This window comes from Maridesulfovibrio pacificus (SeqCode) (genome assembly GCF_048612815.1).
Taxonomy (GTDB): Bacteria; Desulfobacterota; Desulfovibrionia; order Desulfovibrionales; family Desulfovibrionaceae; genus Maridesulfovibrio; species Maridesulfovibrio pacificus.
Genome location: NZ_JBLZNE010000001.1, coordinates 1,568,401 through 1,586,241, shown reverse-complemented (window position 1 = coordinate 1,586,241; position 17,841 = coordinate 1,568,401). Strand labels below are relative to the sequence as shown.

General features: G+C 46.7%; 21 protein-coding genes. 17 read left to right on the top strand and 4 right to left on the bottom strand.

Annotated elements, in window-relative coordinates:
* The first annotated feature begins 127 nt into the window (after positions 1 to 127).
* From hpnA to ACNI23_RS07405, 3 genes are all read left to right on the top strand, one after another.
* Positions 128 to 1,120 (top strand): hopanoid-associated sugar epimerase, encoded by a 993-nt coding sequence (hpnA, locus tag ACNI23_RS07415; protein WP_420247589.1) that lies wholly within the window; start codon positions 128 to 130, stop codon positions 1,118 to 1,120.
* A gap of 195 nt (positions 1,121 to 1,315) precedes the next feature.
* Positions 1,316 to 1,549, top strand: coding sequence for a hypothetical protein (locus ACNI23_RS07410; RefSeq protein WP_420247587.1), 234 nt, complete (start codon positions 1,316 to 1,318; stop codon positions 1,547 to 1,549).
* Positions 1,550 to 1,557: 8 nt separating this feature from the next.
* Positions 1,558 to 2,553 (top strand): DUF6976 family protein, encoded by a 996-nt coding sequence (locus ACNI23_RS07405; RefSeq protein ID WP_420247585.1) that lies wholly within the window; start codon positions 1,558 to 1,560, stop codon positions 2,551 to 2,553.
* A gap of 75 nt (positions 2,554 to 2,628) precedes the next feature.
* On the opposite strand, the gene ACNI23_RS07400 is transcribed toward ACNI23_RS07405, so the two are convergent.
* Positions 2,629 to 5,049, bottom strand: a complete 2,421-nt coding sequence (locus ACNI23_RS07400; protein WP_420247583.1) for a methyl-accepting chemotaxis protein — start codon at positions 5,047 to 5,049, stop codon at positions 2,629 to 2,631.
* Between the two features lie 234 nt (positions 5,050 to 5,283).
* On the opposite strand from ACNI23_RS07400, the gene ACNI23_RS07395 reads away from it, so the two are divergent.
* Positions 5,284 to 6,249: an MDR/zinc-dependent alcohol dehydrogenase-like family protein gene (locus ACNI23_RS07395; RefSeq protein WP_420247581.1), complete on the top strand. Its 966-nt coding sequence runs from the start codon at positions 5,284 to 5,286 to the stop codon at positions 6,247 to 6,249.
* Between the two features lie 46 nt (positions 6,250 to 6,295).
* Here the strand turns inward: ACNI23_RS07395 and ACNI23_RS07390 are convergent, their stop codons facing one another.
* Positions 6,296 to 8,008, bottom strand: a complete 1,713-nt coding sequence (locus ACNI23_RS07390) for a methyl-accepting chemotaxis protein (RefSeq protein WP_420247579.1) — start codon at positions 8,006 to 8,008, stop codon at positions 6,296 to 6,298.
* A gap of 318 nt (positions 8,009 to 8,326) precedes the next feature.
* On the opposite strand from ACNI23_RS07390, the gene ACNI23_RS07385 reads away from it, so the two are divergent.
* From ACNI23_RS07385 to ACNI23_RS07325, 13 genes are all read left to right on the top strand, one after another.
* Positions 8,327 to 9,334 carry a tetratricopeptide repeat protein gene (locus ACNI23_RS07385; protein WP_420247577.1) on the top strand — a complete coding sequence of 336 codons (1,008 nt, stop codon included), beginning with the start codon at positions 8,327 to 8,329 and terminating at the stop codon, positions 9,332 to 9,334.
* 163 nt (positions 9,335 to 9,497) lie between these two features.
* Positions 9,498 to 9,701 carry a hypothetical protein gene (locus ACNI23_RS07380; RefSeq protein WP_420247576.1) on the top strand — a complete coding sequence of 68 codons (204 nt, stop codon included), beginning with the start codon at positions 9,498 to 9,500 and terminating at the stop codon, positions 9,699 to 9,701.
* Positions 9,701 to 10,090 carry a holin family protein gene (locus ACNI23_RS07375; RefSeq protein WP_420247574.1) on the top strand — a complete coding sequence of 130 codons (390 nt, stop codon included), beginning with the start codon at positions 9,701 to 9,703 and terminating at the stop codon, positions 10,088 to 10,090. The genes ACNI23_RS07380 and ACNI23_RS07375 overlap by 1 nt, the downstream gene beginning before the upstream one ends.
* Positions 10,083 to 10,292 (top strand): hypothetical protein, encoded by a 210-nt coding sequence (locus tag ACNI23_RS07370; protein WP_015852227.1) that lies wholly within the window; start codon positions 10,083 to 10,085, stop codon positions 10,290 to 10,292. The genes ACNI23_RS07375 and ACNI23_RS07370 overlap by 8 nt, the downstream gene beginning before the upstream one ends.
* On the top strand, positions 10,289 to 10,513 hold the full coding sequence (locus ACNI23_RS07365; RefSeq protein ID WP_420247572.1) for a hypothetical protein: 225 nt from the start codon (positions 10,289 to 10,291) through the stop codon (positions 10,511 to 10,513). Before ACNI23_RS07370 ends, ACNI23_RS07365 begins: the two co-directional genes overlap by 4 nt.
* 147 nt (positions 10,514 to 10,660) lie before the next feature.
* A complete protein-coding gene (locus ACNI23_RS07360) occupies positions 10,661 to 10,942 on the top strand; it encodes a hypothetical protein (RefSeq protein ID WP_420247570.1) in 282 nt (93 codons plus the stop codon).
* On the top strand, positions 10,911 to 12,452 hold the full coding sequence (locus ACNI23_RS07355) for a hypothetical protein (protein WP_420247568.1): 1,542 nt from the start codon (positions 10,911 to 10,913) through the stop codon (positions 12,450 to 12,452). Before ACNI23_RS07360 ends, ACNI23_RS07355 begins: the two co-directional genes overlap by 32 nt.
* Positions 12,452 to 13,042 carry a GNAT family N-acetyltransferase gene (locus ACNI23_RS07350; protein WP_420247567.1) on the top strand — a complete coding sequence of 197 codons (591 nt, stop codon included), beginning with the start codon at positions 12,452 to 12,454 and terminating at the stop codon, positions 13,040 to 13,042. The genes ACNI23_RS07355 and ACNI23_RS07350 overlap by 1 nt, the downstream gene beginning before the upstream one ends.
* Positions 13,043 to 13,044: 2 nt before the next feature.
* Positions 13,045 to 13,305: a hypothetical protein gene (locus ACNI23_RS07345; protein WP_420247565.1), complete on the top strand. Its 261-nt coding sequence runs from the start codon at positions 13,045 to 13,047 to the stop codon at positions 13,303 to 13,305.
* A 7-nt stretch (positions 13,306 to 13,312) separates the two neighbouring features.
* Positions 13,313 to 13,792: an aminobutyrate aminotransferase gene (locus ACNI23_RS07340; RefSeq protein WP_420247563.1), complete on the top strand. Its 480-nt coding sequence runs from the start codon at positions 13,313 to 13,315 to the stop codon at positions 13,790 to 13,792.
* On the top strand, positions 13,789 to 13,905 hold the full coding sequence (locus tag ACNI23_RS07335; RefSeq protein ID WP_015852220.1) for a Com family DNA-binding transcriptional regulator: 117 nt from the start codon (positions 13,789 to 13,791) through the stop codon (positions 13,903 to 13,905). Before ACNI23_RS07340 ends, ACNI23_RS07335 begins: the two co-directional genes overlap by 4 nt.
* 3 nt (positions 13,906 to 13,908) lie before the next feature.
* Entirely contained in the window at positions 13,909 to 15,576 is a 1,668-nt protein-coding gene (locus ACNI23_RS07330; protein WP_420247561.1) for a portal protein, read from the top strand.
* Positions 15,577 to 15,754: 178 nt separating this feature from the next.
* Positions 15,755 to 16,441 (top strand): hypothetical protein, encoded by a 687-nt coding sequence (locus tag ACNI23_RS07325; RefSeq protein WP_420247559.1) that lies wholly within the window; start codon positions 15,755 to 15,757, stop codon positions 16,439 to 16,441.
* On the opposite strand, the gene ACNI23_RS07320 is transcribed toward ACNI23_RS07325, so the two are convergent.
* Positions 16,438 to 16,932 (bottom strand): hypothetical protein, encoded by a 495-nt coding sequence (locus tag ACNI23_RS07320; protein WP_420247557.1) that lies wholly within the window; start codon positions 16,930 to 16,932, stop codon positions 16,438 to 16,440. The genes ACNI23_RS07325 and ACNI23_RS07320 overlap by 4 nt on opposite strands.
* Positions 16,933 to 17,712 carry a DUF4198 domain-containing protein gene (locus tag ACNI23_RS07315; RefSeq protein ID WP_420247555.1) on the bottom strand — a complete coding sequence of 260 codons (780 nt, stop codon included), beginning with the start codon at positions 17,710 to 17,712 and terminating at the stop codon, positions 16,933 to 16,935. It abuts the gene before it with no gap.
* Between the last annotated feature and the right edge of the window lie 129 nt (positions 17,713 to 17,841).

Sequence of the window (17,841 nt, the reverse complement as noted above, 5' to 3'; positions counted from 1 at the left end):
TTCCTGCAAACGGCAGGCACGGCTTTCCGTAAGTTTATTCCTGCTCGTATAAGTCCCTCTTAGGAAAGCTGAACAGGCCCAGTAAAATATTTCATATCTATACCTTACCAATAAACAACCATAAATTATGAACGTAATGATCACCGGTGCAACCGGATTGATTGGGTCACGTCTTGTCAAAATCCTTGCTGCGAGAGGATTCCATATTAAAGCTCTTGTCCGCGACACGGTTCGGGCACAGCAGCTTGTTAAAGAACCAGTGGAATTTATAAGTGGAGATCTGAATAACGAGTCCGCACTTGAAGAGGCTTTGCAAGGGTGTAAATATCTTTTCCATCTGGCAGCGGACTACCGTCTCTGGGTTCCCGACCCGGAAAGCATGAGCCGTACTAACGTGGAAGGCACGCGTTTGCTTATGCAGAAAGCCCTTGAATCCGGTGTGGAACGTATTGTTTACACTTCCAGTGTTTGCGTGCTTGGTAGTAATGCTGATGGGAGCCCTGCTGACGAGGACGCTGAATCAACAGTTGCGGATATGATCAGTCCGTACAAGAAATCTAAATTTTTAGCCGAGAAAGTGGTTATGGATATGGTTCGTGACGAGGGCCTTCCGGCTGTGATTGTGAATCCCTCAACTCCGGTCGGGCCGGGTGATTCGCGACCTACTCCAACTGGAACCATGGTGCTCAATGCTGCTCGTGACGGCGGAATGTTTTATGCTGATACAGGGCTGAATGTGGCTCATGTTGATGATATTGCCCACGGTCATTTACTTGCCTTGGAGAAGGGTACAATTGGTCGAAGATATATCCTTGGCGGTGATAATATCAGTCTCAAGGATTTGTTTGCCATGACCGCCCGGATCACTGATAAGCCGGGGCCAAGATTCAAGGTCCCGCAGATCGTAATGTATATTGCGGGGTTTACCGGAGAAGTTATGGCAAGGCTGGGATTGATCAAGAATCCTGTGGCGACCATGGATAGTGTGCGCATGGCATCTAAAAAGATGTATTACAGTTCTGAGCGGGCAGAAAAAGAATTGGGTTACATTCATCGTCCGGCTCTTGAAGCGGTTCAGGATGCGGTTTGCTGGTTTAAAGATCAGCAGATGCTCGATTAAGCTGTTTTTTCGATAAGTAATGATAATTCCCGGTTACGTATTAACGTTTCCGGGTTTTTTTGTGTGTGAAGGTATTTTTTTAAAGAGCAAGACAAAAAAAAGGATGAATGCTAGTATGCTGGTAATCATCAAAAGAGAATGTTTTATTTAGTGGATTGAGTTGAGTCGTTTTTAATTAAAGTGGAGGGTATTTTAATGGGTGTTCCTCCGAGTTCAAACTCTAGGTGGAAAGATGTTGTAACTGGCAAGAAAGCTTACACTTTAAAATTTTTGGCTGCAAAAATTTTGTTGGGGCGTCTTGTACGTAATGTTAAAGCGGATGGTTCTCCGGAGAATGTGTCTAAGGCCGTTGCTGAACTTCATGCTATTTACACTAAAAATGCAGATAATGCTTCGGCGAAAGAAGATCTGCAAACCATGTTCGGTTAGGAGGGGGTATGAACCAAGTACTTCGTAGCGTCAAAGAAACTGTTGATATGATTGCTGAGGGAAAAATACTCCTGATCGCTGGAGATGAAAAGCTTCTAGCCGAACTTCCTAAGGGTAAGTGGATTGGTGGAACCATTCCTTATTTTGTTTCTTCTTCCAAGGGTGGACTTGCAACTCAGGAGCAGCTTTTTGTAAGTGATATTTCTGATGTTGCAGCTTCGGTTACCTTGAAAAAATATGCTCAGAACGAGCTCGGGAATGTATATCTTGATGCCGGAGAAGGCGGGTTTAGCTTTATAATAATACCTGCTTCCAGCCCTGCACATGTGTCTTTTGCCCTCAACGCGCCAAATTATCAGGATTTCGGGTCTCAGCCTCTGGTTGGTTGGATTTCCGGTGTGTTGCTTGATGATCTTGGAAAGGTGAAGCCAAAGGTTTTCAGCGGTGCTACCGGTAATAGTTATGAAGAAGAAGCTTTGGTAATGCATGTGGACTTGCTTCCCGGTAAGACAATTGATGTTGGGATTGTCAACATTTTTGAACAGGGGGACGGCGATACTCTGACATTTAGTAAGGATGCTTTTGCAGCTGAGTCTGTCCTGGTCAACGGAATTGAAAAGAATTTTGCGGAATATATCGCCGAGAAAGACCTTGATACAAAGTTGCCTCTTGTTGCCGACTATTACGGAGCACTGATTAATATTAGTTTTCAGGCTGTGTCACCTGAAGACGGCGTCAGTTTTTACGCACCCGTATTTTCCGGCGTTCACTATAAGCATGCTAAGCCTTTAGCTGACTATGCTGGAGCCTTTAGTAAACAGCTCATGGAAAATAATGTTGCAGGCAAGAAGATCGCTTTTTCCTGCAACTGCATCCTTAATTATCTCTATTCAGAACTGGAAGGCAAAAAGACAGATCCTTTTGTAGGGCCCATAACATTTGGCGAAATTGCATATCAGCTTTTGAACCAGACTTTGGTTTATGTGGATATTCATGATAGTTAAATGATCATTTAATATTATCTAGCCCCCGGTAACCAGAAGGTTGCCGGGGGCTTTGTTTGTTAGAATATGTGTTTATTATTTGCCGGCTTCATCGCCAAGTTCTTCTGCCAGCCTGATGATCCCATTAAGTGACTCAACTGAATTCTTGACCCTATCCGCAACTTTCATTGCAAGCTGATTTACTTCTGACATTGCTTTATTAATTTGTTCAGAGCTGGCGGATTGTTGTTCTGCTGCTGTAGCGATGTTGCTTACGCTTGATGCTGAATCCTGAGCCAGATCAACAATTGATTGCAGTGATTTTCCAGATTTATTTGCAAATTCAGCAGCTTGTTCAGCAAGATTGTTAGTCTTTTCCGTTAATTGGCGAGTGGTACCTGCCTGATTTTGGATTCCTATTATTACAGTCTCAACTTCCTTCGTGGCTTCAACTGTTTTTTCAGCCAATTTGCGCACTTCATCAGCTACAACGGCAAATCCTCGTCCGGCGTCCCCGGCGCGGGCGGCTTCAATAGCGGCATTAAGGGCCAGCAGGTTAGTTTGATCGGCGATGTCGTTAATCACATTGAGGACAGTTCCAATTTTATCCGCTTGTTCTTCTAGTTCGGTCATGCTTGCACGCATGGTTTCAGTTTGGGTTTGCACTGAATTAATTGCTGTGGAGGCATCCATTACGATGCGAGCTCCTTCTTCGGCTTTATCTCTGGTCTCCTGTGTCTTACCTGCTGCAAGAGATGCATTTTCAGCTATGTCGAGAACACTGTCATTCATTTGTCCAAAAGCCGCCACGGTTTCTGAAAGAAGCCTTTGTTGGTCAGTTGCTGCATTATCAACAACGTCTACTTCGCGGCCCATTTCTTCAGAGCGGCTAAAGATGTTGCTTGATGCTTCTCGCACAGATTCGTGGACATCGTTGATTTTTTGCAGTTGTTTGTTGATGTCGTTCTCTTTGAGCACCAGTTCCGTTACGATGCGGGCGACTTCAAAGTAACCAACGATTTGCCCGTTTGAGTCTTTAATACTATCGGAGACAGGCTGAACATAAATCTTGTTGCCGTTTCGGTCCGTTAACTGAGTTGTTTCTGCGATTTCCCTTATGCCGCTTTTGCGGGTCATCTCTACCGGGCATCTATTTGTATTACAGATGTCGGAGTTGAAAATATTATGGCATTTTGAGCTTTTCAGGCCGTGTTCTGTCATACCTGTGAAATCAATAACCGGCTTATTAGCGAAGATGAGATTAAAGTCTTTATCTACAACAAAGATGGGGTCGGGGACGGAGTTGACCACATCAACATAGAGCTGCATTTCATTAACCATTTTTGAAATCTTGCCCAACAAAGAGTTGAACTCTTCAGTCATGGTTCCAATTTCATCTTTGTACTTGATGTTTATATGGCTGGAAAGGTCAGCTCGATCTTCATTGATGTCTTTTATTTTGTTTCTGATTGCTTCAACTGGTTTTACTACCTGTCCGCGCAGTGTAAAGTATATCATCATAAGGGGGATGATGAGCATGGCGGCAATACAGCCGAAAAGAACTTTATTTGCTTTGCCGGAAAGGGCTGCCATTTCATTCAAATCGATGATGCCGACCAGTACGCCGATTTGTTTTCCAAGATAATCCCGGACAGGCAGGGTGGCGATTGCCGAGTTTTCAAGCTGAATAACAACTCGTTCATTACGGCTTTTATCAAGAAGGTCTTTGGTTATGATTGAAAAATCTTTATTTTTGTTAGTGCCGCTGACAAAGACATAATCGCTGCCGAAAATAGGGTATTTGGAGGTGTCTTTAAGGGATGTTGCCGTACTAAGTTTATCTTTGTTCATGAAAAGCATGGCAGACATTCCAGCGTCTTTTACACTTTGCAGGATCGGGGCAAAGCTGTTCAGGACTTCTGCGGATCCGAGAATTCTGCCCGTACTGTCCTTCACAGGAACAAGACCTCTGATGGCAAATCCTCCGCGACCAAGTTCTATTCCGCCCAAAGGACGTCCTTGCCGGTTTATATCAAGGACTGTCTGACGAAAGCTGGAAATATCATCTGAGATGTCTACCCATTGGCCTGATCGTTTGGCTTGCTTGTCCCGCCAGAGGCGGACAAGGCTTCGTCCATTGGGCAGGTGAAAATGTAGGCGTAGTTTTTTGCCGCTGACTGATTTGTAATTGGTCAGCTCGTCATGCATGAATTCGCGGATATATTCGCGTGCGGCTTGCGATTGTTCTGAACGTTCATCACTGATGTTACCGGTGTGGGCAATCGTAAAAGCCTCTATAATTTCGGGGGAACCTGCAAATAGCGCTGCCGTTTCCTGTGCAGATTTTGCTGAGCTTTCAACCTTGTTTAAAACTGATTCGAAGGCACTGTTCACGACGGTTGCTATGTGCATTGTTTTCATGGATTTAAATGATGAACTGATAATGATAACGCTCAAACATCCAAGGAAAATAATTGCAACGGCCTGTGGTAGCAATATCTTATGACTGATTTTCATGTCTGCCTCCGAGATTGAAAATAATAGATCTTTAAGGATGGCTGACTCGTACATTTTTTTGAATTTAAATCAATTTTTAATGTTAAAGTTCTATGGTTCACAATCGGGCGATTAAAAAATATATATTTTGTATAATGCACAGCTTTTTTTTGAGAAAAAAATCACATATGATGGCAGTTTAATTTGTCCGTTGTCGTTATTAGCGTTTAATTGTGTATAAATTTTGAGGTTTACATGCGCGCAATATATTTTGAAAATGGGAAAATTGATTTTGTTGAACGGGATAAACCGCAGCTTGCTCCCGGCGAAGCTTTGCTTAAGGTTCGGTTGGCCGGAATTTGTAATACGGATATTGAATTATATAAGGGCTATTACGGATTTGCAGGTGTGCCCGGGCATGAATTTGTGGCGGAAGTAGAAGAATGCCCCGATAGGCCGGAGTTGATCGGTAAGCGCGTTGTGGCAGATATTAACTGTCCGGTAGGAGTGTTTAAGGGAGACCATAGGCATGCTCCCAACCGAACTGTTATCGGTATAGTCAATCATGATGGTGCATTTGCCGAGTACTTGAAAGCACCTGCGGAAAATCTTTGTGTGGTTGCGGATAACGTTGAGGACCGGGCTGCTGTTTTTGCAGAGCCGCTTGCTGCCGGATTGGAGGTTAGTCAGCAGATTCATGTGACCGGGGATATGCGGGTCATGGTGCTTGGGGATGGGAAGCTGGGATTACTGACCGCGCTGGCTTTGAAACTATATAATCCCCATGTTCTGTTGGTGGGTAAGCATGAGGACAAGCTTGCTATTGCGGCGAACCAAGGTGTGAAGACCTATTGTATCAATGATCCTGAAGAGCTAACTGCGCTGGCTGAAAAGTGGGACAAATTTGATTTGTTGGTAGAAGCTACAGGGAGCGAGAAAGGCATTAATTATGCCCTTGATTTTGTGCGCCCGGAAGGAACTGTCGTTGCCAAGACTACTTCGCATCTGCCCAGCTCAATTAACCTCGCCAAGCTGGTTGTTGATGAGATTTCCATTGTCGGTTCCCGTTGCGGTGATATCGGTCTGGCAATGAATGTGTTGGAGCAGGGCATGATTGATGTGAGTGGCTTGATTGAAGCGGAGTACGATTTTGCTGATTTCAACGATGCATTTGAGCGCGCTATGGGCAAGGGAGCATTGAAGGTTCTGGTTAGGATGTAGAGAACGACCTGCAATACCATGAGATATTGCAGGTCGTTTTTGTTTACTATTTGGAAACAGCCAGTTGCTGTACTACTGAATTTAATCGTTCTACGTTGTCGCTGATTTCCTGTAAGGCATCGGCTGAAGTATTCATTCCCTGAGCTGTTTCAGAGGCAACTGTGGAAATATCTCCCAGTGCACGGTTTATTTCTTCGGATGTCGCAGACTGTTGCTCGCTGGCCGCGGCAATCGACTGGATAAGACCAGCTGTCTCATCGACTATGTCAACGATTTCATCCATGAATTTTTTGGATTCAGAGGCTGCATCAGTGCTTTCGGTTATATCGCCGGCTGCGAGTTCAACTGCGTTGATATTTTCCTTGGCATTTGCCTGAATGCTCGAAATTGCTGTTTCAACTTCTTTGGTTGCATCCATTGTTTTTTCAGCCAGTTTGCGTACTTCATCTGCAACTACCGCAAAACCACGCCCGGCTTCTCCAGCACGGGCAGCTTCAATTGCTGCATTTAAGGCTAAAAGGTTTGTCTGGTCGGCTATGTCCGTAATTACGTCCATGATGTGACCGATGCTGTCGGCTTGTTGACCTAGAGTATTCATTGTCTCTTTCAAGCCTGTGATACGTGTCTGAATCTGGTGAATGGAGGAAACGGCTCTAGATACCCCTTGTGCGCCAGTTTGGGCATTCTTGCGTGATTGATCAGCACTCTCTGCGGCGTTTGATGCGTTGTGGGCTACTTCAAGCACTGTGCTGTTCATTTCTTCCATAGCGGTTGCAGTTTCGGTAAGTCTGTCGCGTTGTACATCGACACCTCTGTTTACCTGCTCAACCTGTGCAGCCAATTCACTTAATGATTCGAATACGTCATTGGAAATATTGCTAGCTTCTTCAGCTCCACTTTCCATAGAGGACAGCAGTTCTTCCACTTCTTTTTGCTTTTGTTGAACTTCAACAAGTGTTTGCTCTGCCTTACGTGAGGCTGCTTCAGCCAGTTCACCCTTTTCTACTGCTTCAGCAATAGTTTGTGAGATTGTATTGACCATATCGCTGATAGCATTTTTCAGTTCCAGAAGTTCTGCTTCGTAATTCCCCGAAATCTTGGCATCAAGGTCTCCGCCGGCAACAGCCAGTGCGTAATTTTTTAAACGTTCCAGCGGGCTTGATATTCTTTTTCTCAGCATGACAAGTACTGCTAAGACGCATATGATTGCCAGTACTGTGAATCCAACCTGCATCAAGACCAGCACCCTGGTATTGTTTTCGGCATTTTTTTGCAGCATGACCACTGCTTTATTCATTTCTTTCAAAAGCTCCAGGCTTTTGGCGGAAAGGGCGTCAGGGGCAACTTGTTGTGAGCCGTCAAGAATTTTGTCGACCATTTCGGAGTAGCTCTTCCATACGGAGTCAATTTTTCTGAGCTGCACAGCCACAGTTGCATCAGGTTTAGGGATAGAAGCTGCTGGGCCGTTTACATTGAGAGTCAGCGGGGCTTGTCCGGAATTGGTCAAAGCAGCAAGTGTCTTTGAAAATACTTGCTCTGTTTTATGGACAAGTTTTTTGTGTTCCTCGCTGCTGTCCAGCATATAAAGCATGACTTCTTTTGATATCTTTTGGGAGAGCATACGCTGCCTGCCCGCAAGGTTTATTACAAGTCCGTCATCTTTTTGTTTGAAAGCTACGTATGTAGTCCCGGCAAACATACATAAAATTATTACAAACATGGTGATGACGGAGAGTGTAAGACGAATTTTTAGGCTCATTAGTTTTTCCTCATATTTTACGCTAGTTGGTATGATAGCGATTTTCATTCCTGTTAGTGTCATAAATCAGACTAAAACTCTATGGTAATGTGACGTTATTCTTTTTATCAAAAAAGCATTGCTCTTATGTGTCCATGTGATCGAAATGAAAAGGGGGAAATATGATTATGTTATCAATTAGCTCTGCCTAAGTTTTTGAGAAGGTTTAGCTTCTGTATCTCGTAGTCTCCATGAGCGTGATGTGTTATTGTTGAGCATTCTATATGGGGTTTCGTGATTTGCGGTTCTCTTCAATTTACTTATGAAAGGGAGATTGCCATGCACCGTGCACTTCTTGTTACACTTATTCTACTATTCTGGATGATTAATACTGTGGCTTATGCTGCTTCATTCGAGAAAATAACCGGCAGGGTTGAGTTGTGCCGTTGTAATCAGGATTTTTTTGTTCAGGTGCAGATAGGTCAGGAAGTGCAGGTTGGGGATATATTGCGTACCGGACCGGAGGGAAAGGCGGTTTTGCGTCTGGATGCGGGATCGATCATGAGTTTTGGTGAGAACAGTGAATTTATGCTCGGCGGGGAAATAAAGAATGATAAGCGGACTCTTATCGGAACCTTTTATCGTGGTGTGCTGAGGGCCATACTAAGTAAACGTGAGGGGTCATATATAGCCACACCCCGTTCATTAATCGGCATTAGGGGGACTGATATTTCCCTGACTCAGAAAGGTAACGCCGGATTTTATTTTCTGGATGAAGGACGAGTGGGGGTGCAGTCGGAAAGAACCACTGCCGTGCTTGAAGCAAGGCAGATGACTGCAACTTATGCGGGGCGTGAGCCATTACCGGTGTTTACATTCAGTAAGTCTTCAGGTTTGTCTCAGGCCCGGGACAGATTATCTTTGCTGACTTCAATTGAGATTCCCGCATCCTTAAGAGGGCAGGCGCAGCTTAACGAAATTCTTGCCCGTTGGATCATAAATTATGCCCATTATCTGGCCGATGCCGGAAAAGCCGCTGATGCTGAAACAGCACTGCTCATCGCAGAAGAGCTTACTTCGCGACAGAATGTGAAAGGTGAGGTCCTTCTTCAGATTGGGGGATTGTATTTTTACCATCTGAATGATGTAAACGGAGCCTTACGTTCTTACCGTAGGATCATTCGCGAACATCATAATACACCATACTACGAGAATGCTCTCTATGGTGCCATTCGTTGTTTTGTGCAACTCGGACAGAATGAAAAGGCTGCGGAATACGCACGTCGATATGAAGAAATTTTTCCTGATGGAAATCATGTTCAAGGGCTGGATAGTCTTGTGCGATAGGTTCGAGTAATAAAAAATTTTATAGGGTTTGTATTTGTCCTCCCCGGTTTTGCCGGGGAGGATTTTTTTTTGCCTTAATCTCAAAAAGTCCTGAAGGCGGACCCCAGTCCTCTGATTCAGGTCCGCCCGGCCAATTATCTTATAGGTAAAGGAGGACGAAATAATGAAAGAATTCAAGGCAGAAACACTCGCTGCGCTCTATCCGCTCGAGACGAGGCGAACCATCAAAAACTATGCAGCCTTTATTCAGGAACATCCTGACTGGCTGGAAAGCGGAAATTCCCTTCTCGATTACAAGCGACACAAGGTTAATCCTATTTATTCCGGTTCAGTGAGGGTCGGCAAAAGTGGAGTCGAGGTGTCGTGATGATCGGTTCAATTCTTGATCTCGGTTCGACCATAATCGACAAGATCTGGCCCGATGCCGGAGAGCGTGAGAAAGCCAAGCTCCGGCTTATGGAAATGCAGAATCGGGGTGAGCTGGCGGACCTTGAGTCAAGGGTCAAGATCATGCTGGCGGAAATGTCCGGGAATTGGTTGCAGCGTTCATGGCGTCCTATTCTGATGCTGACCATCGTCGCCATCGTGGCCAACAATTACCTTCTGTATCCCTATCTTGCCTTGTTTTGGGCCAAGGCTCCGCATTTGGAACTTCCTGCGCAGCTTTGGTCACTGATGGAACTTGGGCTTGGTGGGTACGTAGTCGGGCGCAGCGCCGAGAAAGTTGCGAAAACATGGAGGGAGAAAAATGGTTGAGGAAAGGAGTGAATTACAAGACCTGCTCATCCGGATCGATGAACGGGTCAAGTCCATTCAGGAGGATATTGCAGAGATTAACGGGGCAAGGCGTTGCCATACCCACGCTGAGAAATTTCGCAATCTTGAAAGGGCCGTATGGGGAACTGCTGCGGTTGTGGCGGGAGTTGCTGCACGCGTAACTTATGAGGCTTTCAAATGATCGGGATGTCAATATTGGCGGAAGCTTCGGCATGGATCGGCGGGATGTTTGAAGGGAAACGCTGTGAACGTTGCGGCTGTACCGATGTACTGGAGACCTTAAGGATCGAGGTTAGCTTTGGCGGACGCAAGATTGTCCACGAGTCACTGCTTTGCCGCAGATGCATGAAGCGGGCGGAGGCGGAAATCTCCTGCCTGCCCAATGACAAATGGATGCATTAGCAATGATTACCGCCTTTGCACAGCCTGATGAAAGGAATCCAAATAAATTACTAAGGATTCCAAAGGGTATTATCCCCTTTGGCCGCCAGAGGCGAAATCACCTGATAATAGCGCGAAGCGCATCAACTAAATGTTTTGGAGAAAACAGTGACGAAAAACGAAGTCATAAAAAAACAAAAAGAGGAACTGGATCGGTTCCGGGAGGTATTCGCACTGGCAGTAGAGGGCGATGATTCTGACATGGTTAAGGACCTGAAAGCCAAGCTCGACATCATGCACAAGCGGCATGACATGGAGCGCAAAGCGTGGGGCATCGGTGATGCCAAAAAAGAGGGCGCAGCAGCAAAAAGTGTAAAGAAAAACCGCAGCATCAGCCCGGAGTTAAGGGAGAAGCTTGATGAAGTTTACGGATCTGGACAGCGCAAATAAGTGGTATGCCGAGATCCTGCGCGAAGCTGAAGCAAAGAAAGAGCCGTTGCTGGTTATGGCTGAACTCGGGCGTAATGATCTTTTTTTTCTGCTTACCAGATTGCTGGGGCGCGGAGACGCTAACAACGAATGGGTCTTTGAACGTTGTCGGGAAGTGCAGGCTAATCCGGACGGTCACCTCGATCTCTGGTCCCGCGAGCACTACAAATCGACCATTATTACTTTTGCCCTGACTGTACAGGATATCTTGCGGGACCCGGAAGTCACGGTGGGTATTTTCAGTCATACACGTCCTGTTGCCAAGGGATTTCTGCGCCAGATCAAACAGGAATTCGAGCGTAACGAATTGCTCAAGCAGTGCTATTCCGATGTGCTTTGGGCCAATCCTAAGAAGGATTCTCCCAAATGGTCGGAAGAGGACGGGATTATTGTTAAGCGTAAATCCAACCCCAAAGAAGCAACTGTTGAAGCATGGGGATTGGTGGACGGTCAGCCCACTGGCAAGCATTTTTCAAGACTCATTTATGATGATGTGGTCACGCGTGAGTCGGTTTCTTCGCCGGATATGATTTTCAAGACCACCGAGGCTTGGGCTTTGTCAATCAACCTTGGAACCCGCGAAGGTATTAAGCGTTATATCGGAACCCGCTATCATTTCAACGATACTTACCGTGAAATGATGAAGCGTGAAGCTGCGATCGCCCGTGTATATCCGGCAACTGCGGACGGAACTATGGAGGGTGAGCCGGTGCTGCTGACCAAGGAACAATTGCAGACCAAACGGCGGGAGATGGGGCCGTATGTGTTCGGTTGCCAGATGATGCAGGATCCTCGCGCTGATGATGTGCAAGGATTTCGAAGAGAATGGATCAGCCGATGGGACCCTCGTGACAGCAAGGGTAAAATCCGTTGGCAGCAGTTCAATCGCTATCTTCTGGTGGACCCGGCAAGTGAGAAGAAATCCGGCAGTGACTACACGGTAATGCTGGTTGTCGGCTTGGGACCGGACCGCAATTATTATCTTATTGATGGTATCCGCGATCGGTTGAATCTTACCGAGCGTGCACGGGCTTTGTTCCGCTTGCACCGAACCTATTCGCCGTTGGCGGTGGGCTACGAAAAATACGGTCAGCAGGCTGATGTGGAGCATATGCGCTACGTGATGAATGAGCAGAATTACCGCTTTGCCATTGATCCGTTGGGCGGGAATGTTCCCAAGGCTGACCGTATACGGAAGCTGGTCCCGCTTTTTGAGCAGGCGCGGTTCTATCTTCCATGGCAGGCACGGTTCATGGATCATCAAGGACGGGAAAGGGATCTTGTGCGTGAGTTTATTGATGACGAATATCTCGCTTTTCCTGTGGCTCCGCACGATGACATGCTCGACTGCATGGCCCGCATTCTGGACCCCGCATTAGGAGCTGTTTTTCCCAAGGCAAGCCATGTGCTGGAACAGCAGGAGGATATGCAGGCCTTGATGGATTACGACATTTTTACAGGAGCGGGTTGATGTATGGATTTGAAGTGAACGGAGGCGTCACATTTTATAAATTCAGGGATTTTGACGGCACGCAGTCTCTTGCGGATGGTCATTTGCGTTGGTTCTGGGAAACCATGCGCAAAGCCGGGCAACTCCCGGTAATATTTTATGATGGAACCGTGGGAAATTTCCGCGATTTTCAGAATCTCGTCCTCCGTGAAGATCAGCATTTCTTTTTCGGGTTCAAGGATCAGCAACCTGCCGGATTATTCTGGCTGAACGGTTTCACCACGAAATCATGTTTTGTGCATATCGCGATTATGCCCGGATTTCACGGTAAAGGGACTTTGTTGATGGGGCGTGGGGTATTGCGACATTTGTTGTCAGTTACTGACGTGGCAGGTGGATATATTTTCGACTGCGTAAAGGGATTGATACCCGTAACCAATCCGTTGGCCTGCCGTATGGCAGAGCGGTCCGGTTTTAATAAAGTGGGAATTCTGCCACAGGCCGCTTATCTGGCGGCTGAAGATAAAAGCGTTGATGCCGCAATCTTTTGTGCGGTTAGGAATAAAGAGGGCGAAATGCCCGAAGCTTTAAATTTTAAACAAGGAGAATGATTATGGGAGGCGGAGGAGGAAAAGGACCAATTTCACCCGTTTCACCGCCACCGGCACCCCCGGTGGCACCGGCACCTGAACCACCAAAGATGGAAGCTATCACCAAGAGTGAGGAGGAGCTGAAAGCCAAAAGAATGCGTGAAATGGAGCGTATGAAAAAAGGGCGCAGTGCCACTGTGCTGACTGGCGGGCAGGGCGATACCGGACAGCTGGCAACGGCTACCCAGAATTTACAGGCCCAAAAGACCAAGCTCGGTCAGTAGGGGAATTATGGTTAATTATTATAGACCTGATCTTCCTGCGGCAAAGGAAGGGCAGTCCAATGTCTGGTTTGCCAACGGTTCCCCCGGTTTTAACGGTTATTTCAAATGGCATCGTTATACCTATGGAACCAATCCTTCATCTTCCACAGAAGGGCTCAACGCCCCTGCGGACTGGCGTGCCCCGGAAGATTGGACTTTCTCGGAAAAGACAGGACATTGGTATACCCCCGGTGAAATGCAGAATGCCGGATATAGCAGGATTAACGGCGAATGGTTGCATCCTAACGATATACGTCAGCGGGAGGTGGATCGTCAGAATGCTGAGTTTGAAGCTAAGATGGCACGGCGCAGAGAATCTGAAGGACGTATGCGTAAGGTGCATGCGCTCGGGCGTAAGAAGACAATCCTGACCGGACCTGACGGAGTGGCAGCCAAGGCTACAATCAGTAAGGAATTTTTGAATCGTTCTAAAGGAGTAATGAAATGAGTGAGCACCGTTGTCCGGTCTGCCGCAGGCTTTTAATGAAAGGCAAAGTTGTTGAGGTTCAGGTTAAGTGCCCAAAGTGCAAGAAGATAGTGAGGATTGTCGGAGATAATTAATACATGAGACACATTGAAAATAATCAATATTTACGGCGTTTGCAGGGTTTGCGCCAGGAGCGCAACAGCTGGGAATCGCACTGGCAGGAAATCAGTGATTACATTCTGCCGCGCAAGGGTGTTTATAGCGGGCATCGTCCGAATGACGGGCGGGTGAGGTCCGGTAAGATCATTGATTCCACTGCCACTAGAGCCTTGCGTATTCTTGCGGCTGGCTTGCAGGGCGGATTGACCTCTCCGGCAAGGCCGTGGTTCAGGCTCGGTATTTCAGATCGCGATTTATCGCGGCATAAGTCTGTGCGGGAATGGATTTCCAAGGTGGAAAACACAATGTACCGGGCATTGGCCCGCAGTAATTTTTATTCCTGCATCCATTCTCTCTATACGGAACTTGCCGGATTCGGTACCGGGATTCTTTATTGTGAGCCGGATGATGAGCGCGGAATCAGGTTCCGTACTCTTACCGCCGGGGAGTATTGTCTCGCCACGGATGCTCAGGGGCGGGTGGATACGGTCTACCGTGAATTCAAGATGACCGCCCGTCAGCTTGAGAAAAGGTTTGGCATGCAAAACCTGCCTGCCACGGTGCATAGCAGCCTGAACATGAATCGCGATCATTGGTTCGATGTTTTACATGTGGTCCAGCCGCGCGATGAATTCGACGTAGAGCTGATGGATACAATGAATATGCCTTTTGAATCCGTGTTTCTGCTTAATGGTCACGGTGGGCATGTGCTTTCCGAAAGCGGTTTTATGGAGAACCCGTATATGGCTCCGCGCTGGGATACCTCAGCTATGGATGTTTATGGACGTTCTCCGGCCATGGATGTTTTGGCGGATGTAAAGATGCTCATGGAGATGAGTAAAAGTCAGATTCAGGCCGTGCATTTGACTCTCAGGCCGCCCATGAAAGTTCCTTCCATGTACTCAAGGCGGTTGAATCTGCTGCCCGGCGGTCAGAACCCGGTGGAGCAGAACCAGCAGGATTCGGTTTCCCCGCTTTATCAGGTTCGTCCGGATCTTGCGGGGGTCAGCAACAAGATTCAGGATGTACGCACCGCAATTCGTGAGGGCTTTTACAACGACATCTTCATGATGATGGCCGGTACCAATCGTAGAACCATCACCGCTGCTGAGGTGGCCGAGCGGCATGAGGAAAAACTTATCCAACTCGGTCCGGTTATTGAGCGTCAGCACACGGAACTGCTTGATCCGCTTATAGACAGGGTTTTCGGCATACTGATGCGTTCCGGTCAATTGCCGGAAGCACCTTCTGCACTCGAAGGGGCGGATATTAAGATTGACTACATCTCGGTGCTGGCACAGGCCCAGAAAATGGTCGGCACCCAGTCTATCCAGTCGTTGGCCCAGTTTGTAGGCAATCTGGCCAAGGCTAATCCCGAAGTTCTGGATAAGGTGGATATGGACCGGGCCGTGGATGACTATGCGGAGTTGATCGGGGTTCCCAACGGCATTGTCCGTTCCGGTGATGAGGTGGAAAAACTGAGGAGTATGCGTAAGGATATGCTCATAAAACAACAGCAATTGCAGCAAGGTCTGCAAGCTGCATCCATGGGAGCAGGCATCGTTAAGGATCTGTCTCACTCCGGTTTGAATCCAGCCCAGATGCAAGGGATGGTTAATCAGGCCGGACATATTATGCAGCATTAATTTTAAAAGCGGAGTCATTTTGGCTCCGCTTTTTTGTTGCATTACGACTGAGACGTTATAATGACTTATTTTTAGATTCCTTCAGGTATTGATGTACTTGACTTTTTTTGATTATTTGTGCTTTCTATGCTTGATCGAGGGTGTCAGTTATTATTTTTTGAGATAAAGGATTTTTTACATGCTGGTTTTGACTGATTTAACACGCTTTAATGATAGTGATAAAGTTTGTATGGCCTTACTGGATGAGGATGATTGCACGTGTTACCGTCCTTTGCCTTATGAGAACCTGGATTTTGTCGAGTTCAGGAATATCCGGCCGGGAATAATTGTTTCAGCTGATGTCATCCCACACGAGAATCCAGATTCTCCTCATGTGGAAGATTGTACTTTTGAAAATGATGTCTGGCTAGATTGTGTTGATGAGCAGACATTTAAAGATTTGTTGGAACGTAGCGCTGTCGATTCAATAGAAGAAGCTTTTGAAGGTATTGTCACAGCCAAGAACAGGTGCGTTCCAGTAGAATCGCCTTGCTCCCGTTCGATCAGGACCATTCGAATTAATCCTAAGTCTGTTAGTCTTTCGGTGATAAATTCAGGTGAAGATGTAAAATTGCGTCTCGCTTTTACTGACAAGGCCGGCGAAACGTTTCGCCTTACACCAATTGCGGATCTGTGCTTTCACCGTATGGCAATGGAATATGTGCAACAGGGCAGAATGGATGAATTGGAAGCCCTGCTCGCCGGAGGGGAAGAAGTGTACATCCGTGCGGGACTCAGCAGATTGTACAAAAGCAAGAATGGCAAACAGGGCTTCTGGATGCAGGCTAACGGGGTGTATATTTTCCCCGGTTATTATCAGGGCTAGCCGTCAGCATTTTTCATCGCCGTAGTCTTTCGTCTTGCCCGGAGGTAGGAAGCAACAAGACAAAGGTTGAAAATAAGGCTGATTCCCAGCAAGGCCTTGATCTCAATGGAACCCTGCAATGGGGCTTCTTTTTCATGGGCTGAAAGCTCGTTTTTCTCAGATCCGGCGACTTCCACATCAAAAATAAGTTTATGGCCAAGTCCGCCGTCTACTTCCACTTTCCATATTCCGGGACGGTCAGGCAGGAAAGAAAATACGCCATTCCTGTCGGTCCGCCCGTTTTGGAATTCCACTTCAGCATTATCCGGTGCATAGATGAGCACCTGTCCGTAGGCTATGGGGTCTCCGGATGAGAATCCGGATTTGAATGTCACAGCCGGTGAGGTTTCGACCATTTCATAAGCTACCCCATGGGCCCACGCGATATTGCTCAGGTATAGAACTCCGGCCGCAACAAGTGTTACGACCGGAATAATTTTTAGTAATCTCATTTATTTCACTTCAAAAACCAGCACTGCGCGCATGACATGGCTGTCGTAATCGGCAGTGGGGTTAGCGTTTTTATACTGTGCACGGACCATCCATGTTCCGGGAGCAGAAATTTTTACTTTCGCAAGGCCGTTTCCGTAAGGTTCAGTAAAGTAGGCATAGGTGTTGGGGGTCATGCTGAATCCGTCATAAGTCGCGGTCATGCTTTCGATGGAAACAGGTTTGCCGTCCAGCAGGGTCTGGAATTCGATTTCATCACCGACTTTAGCCTGAGTGGGGTCGCTCATGGGCATGATTTCAAGCTTGTGTCCGACTGCTTTTTTGTAGCTGCCGTCAGCTTTACCCACAGTGATCAGGGTCTTACAGAATTTTTCATATTTTCCGCTTCCGATAACACCTTTCAAACCTTTCTTGGACTGCTGTTTCCAACCCTGAGTAGTCTGGGTCCAGATTATGCCGTTCCGATGTCCTGCAATAATGGCGGTGCCTTCTGCCTTAGGGGTGAGTTGGCCGTCCAAAGTCATGAGCATTTCATTTTCAGCAAGTTTCAAAGGAGTGGTCTTGCCGCCCAGAATGAGGTCGGCTTTAACTTCATTGATAGGCTCCATTTCTTCACTAATCATGAATACATGCGCAGATACAACGCTGAAGGGTACAACATGGTCCTTTTCAGCTGTAAACTGCACAGGTTTAATGATGAATTCATGGGCGAATGCGGTTGAGCAGCACAGAACCGCGAGCAGACAGGACAACACGATAGTGGTTGGTTTTACAAATTTCATTACAAACTCCAGTTAAAAATTATAGATTGATTGTGTTTATGTGCTACGAATTTTAAAAATAGGTGTCAATCTTAAAATTAAATTTGACTTGGTGTTTGTGATGTGGCGCAAAAAAGCCCTCACAGGGTG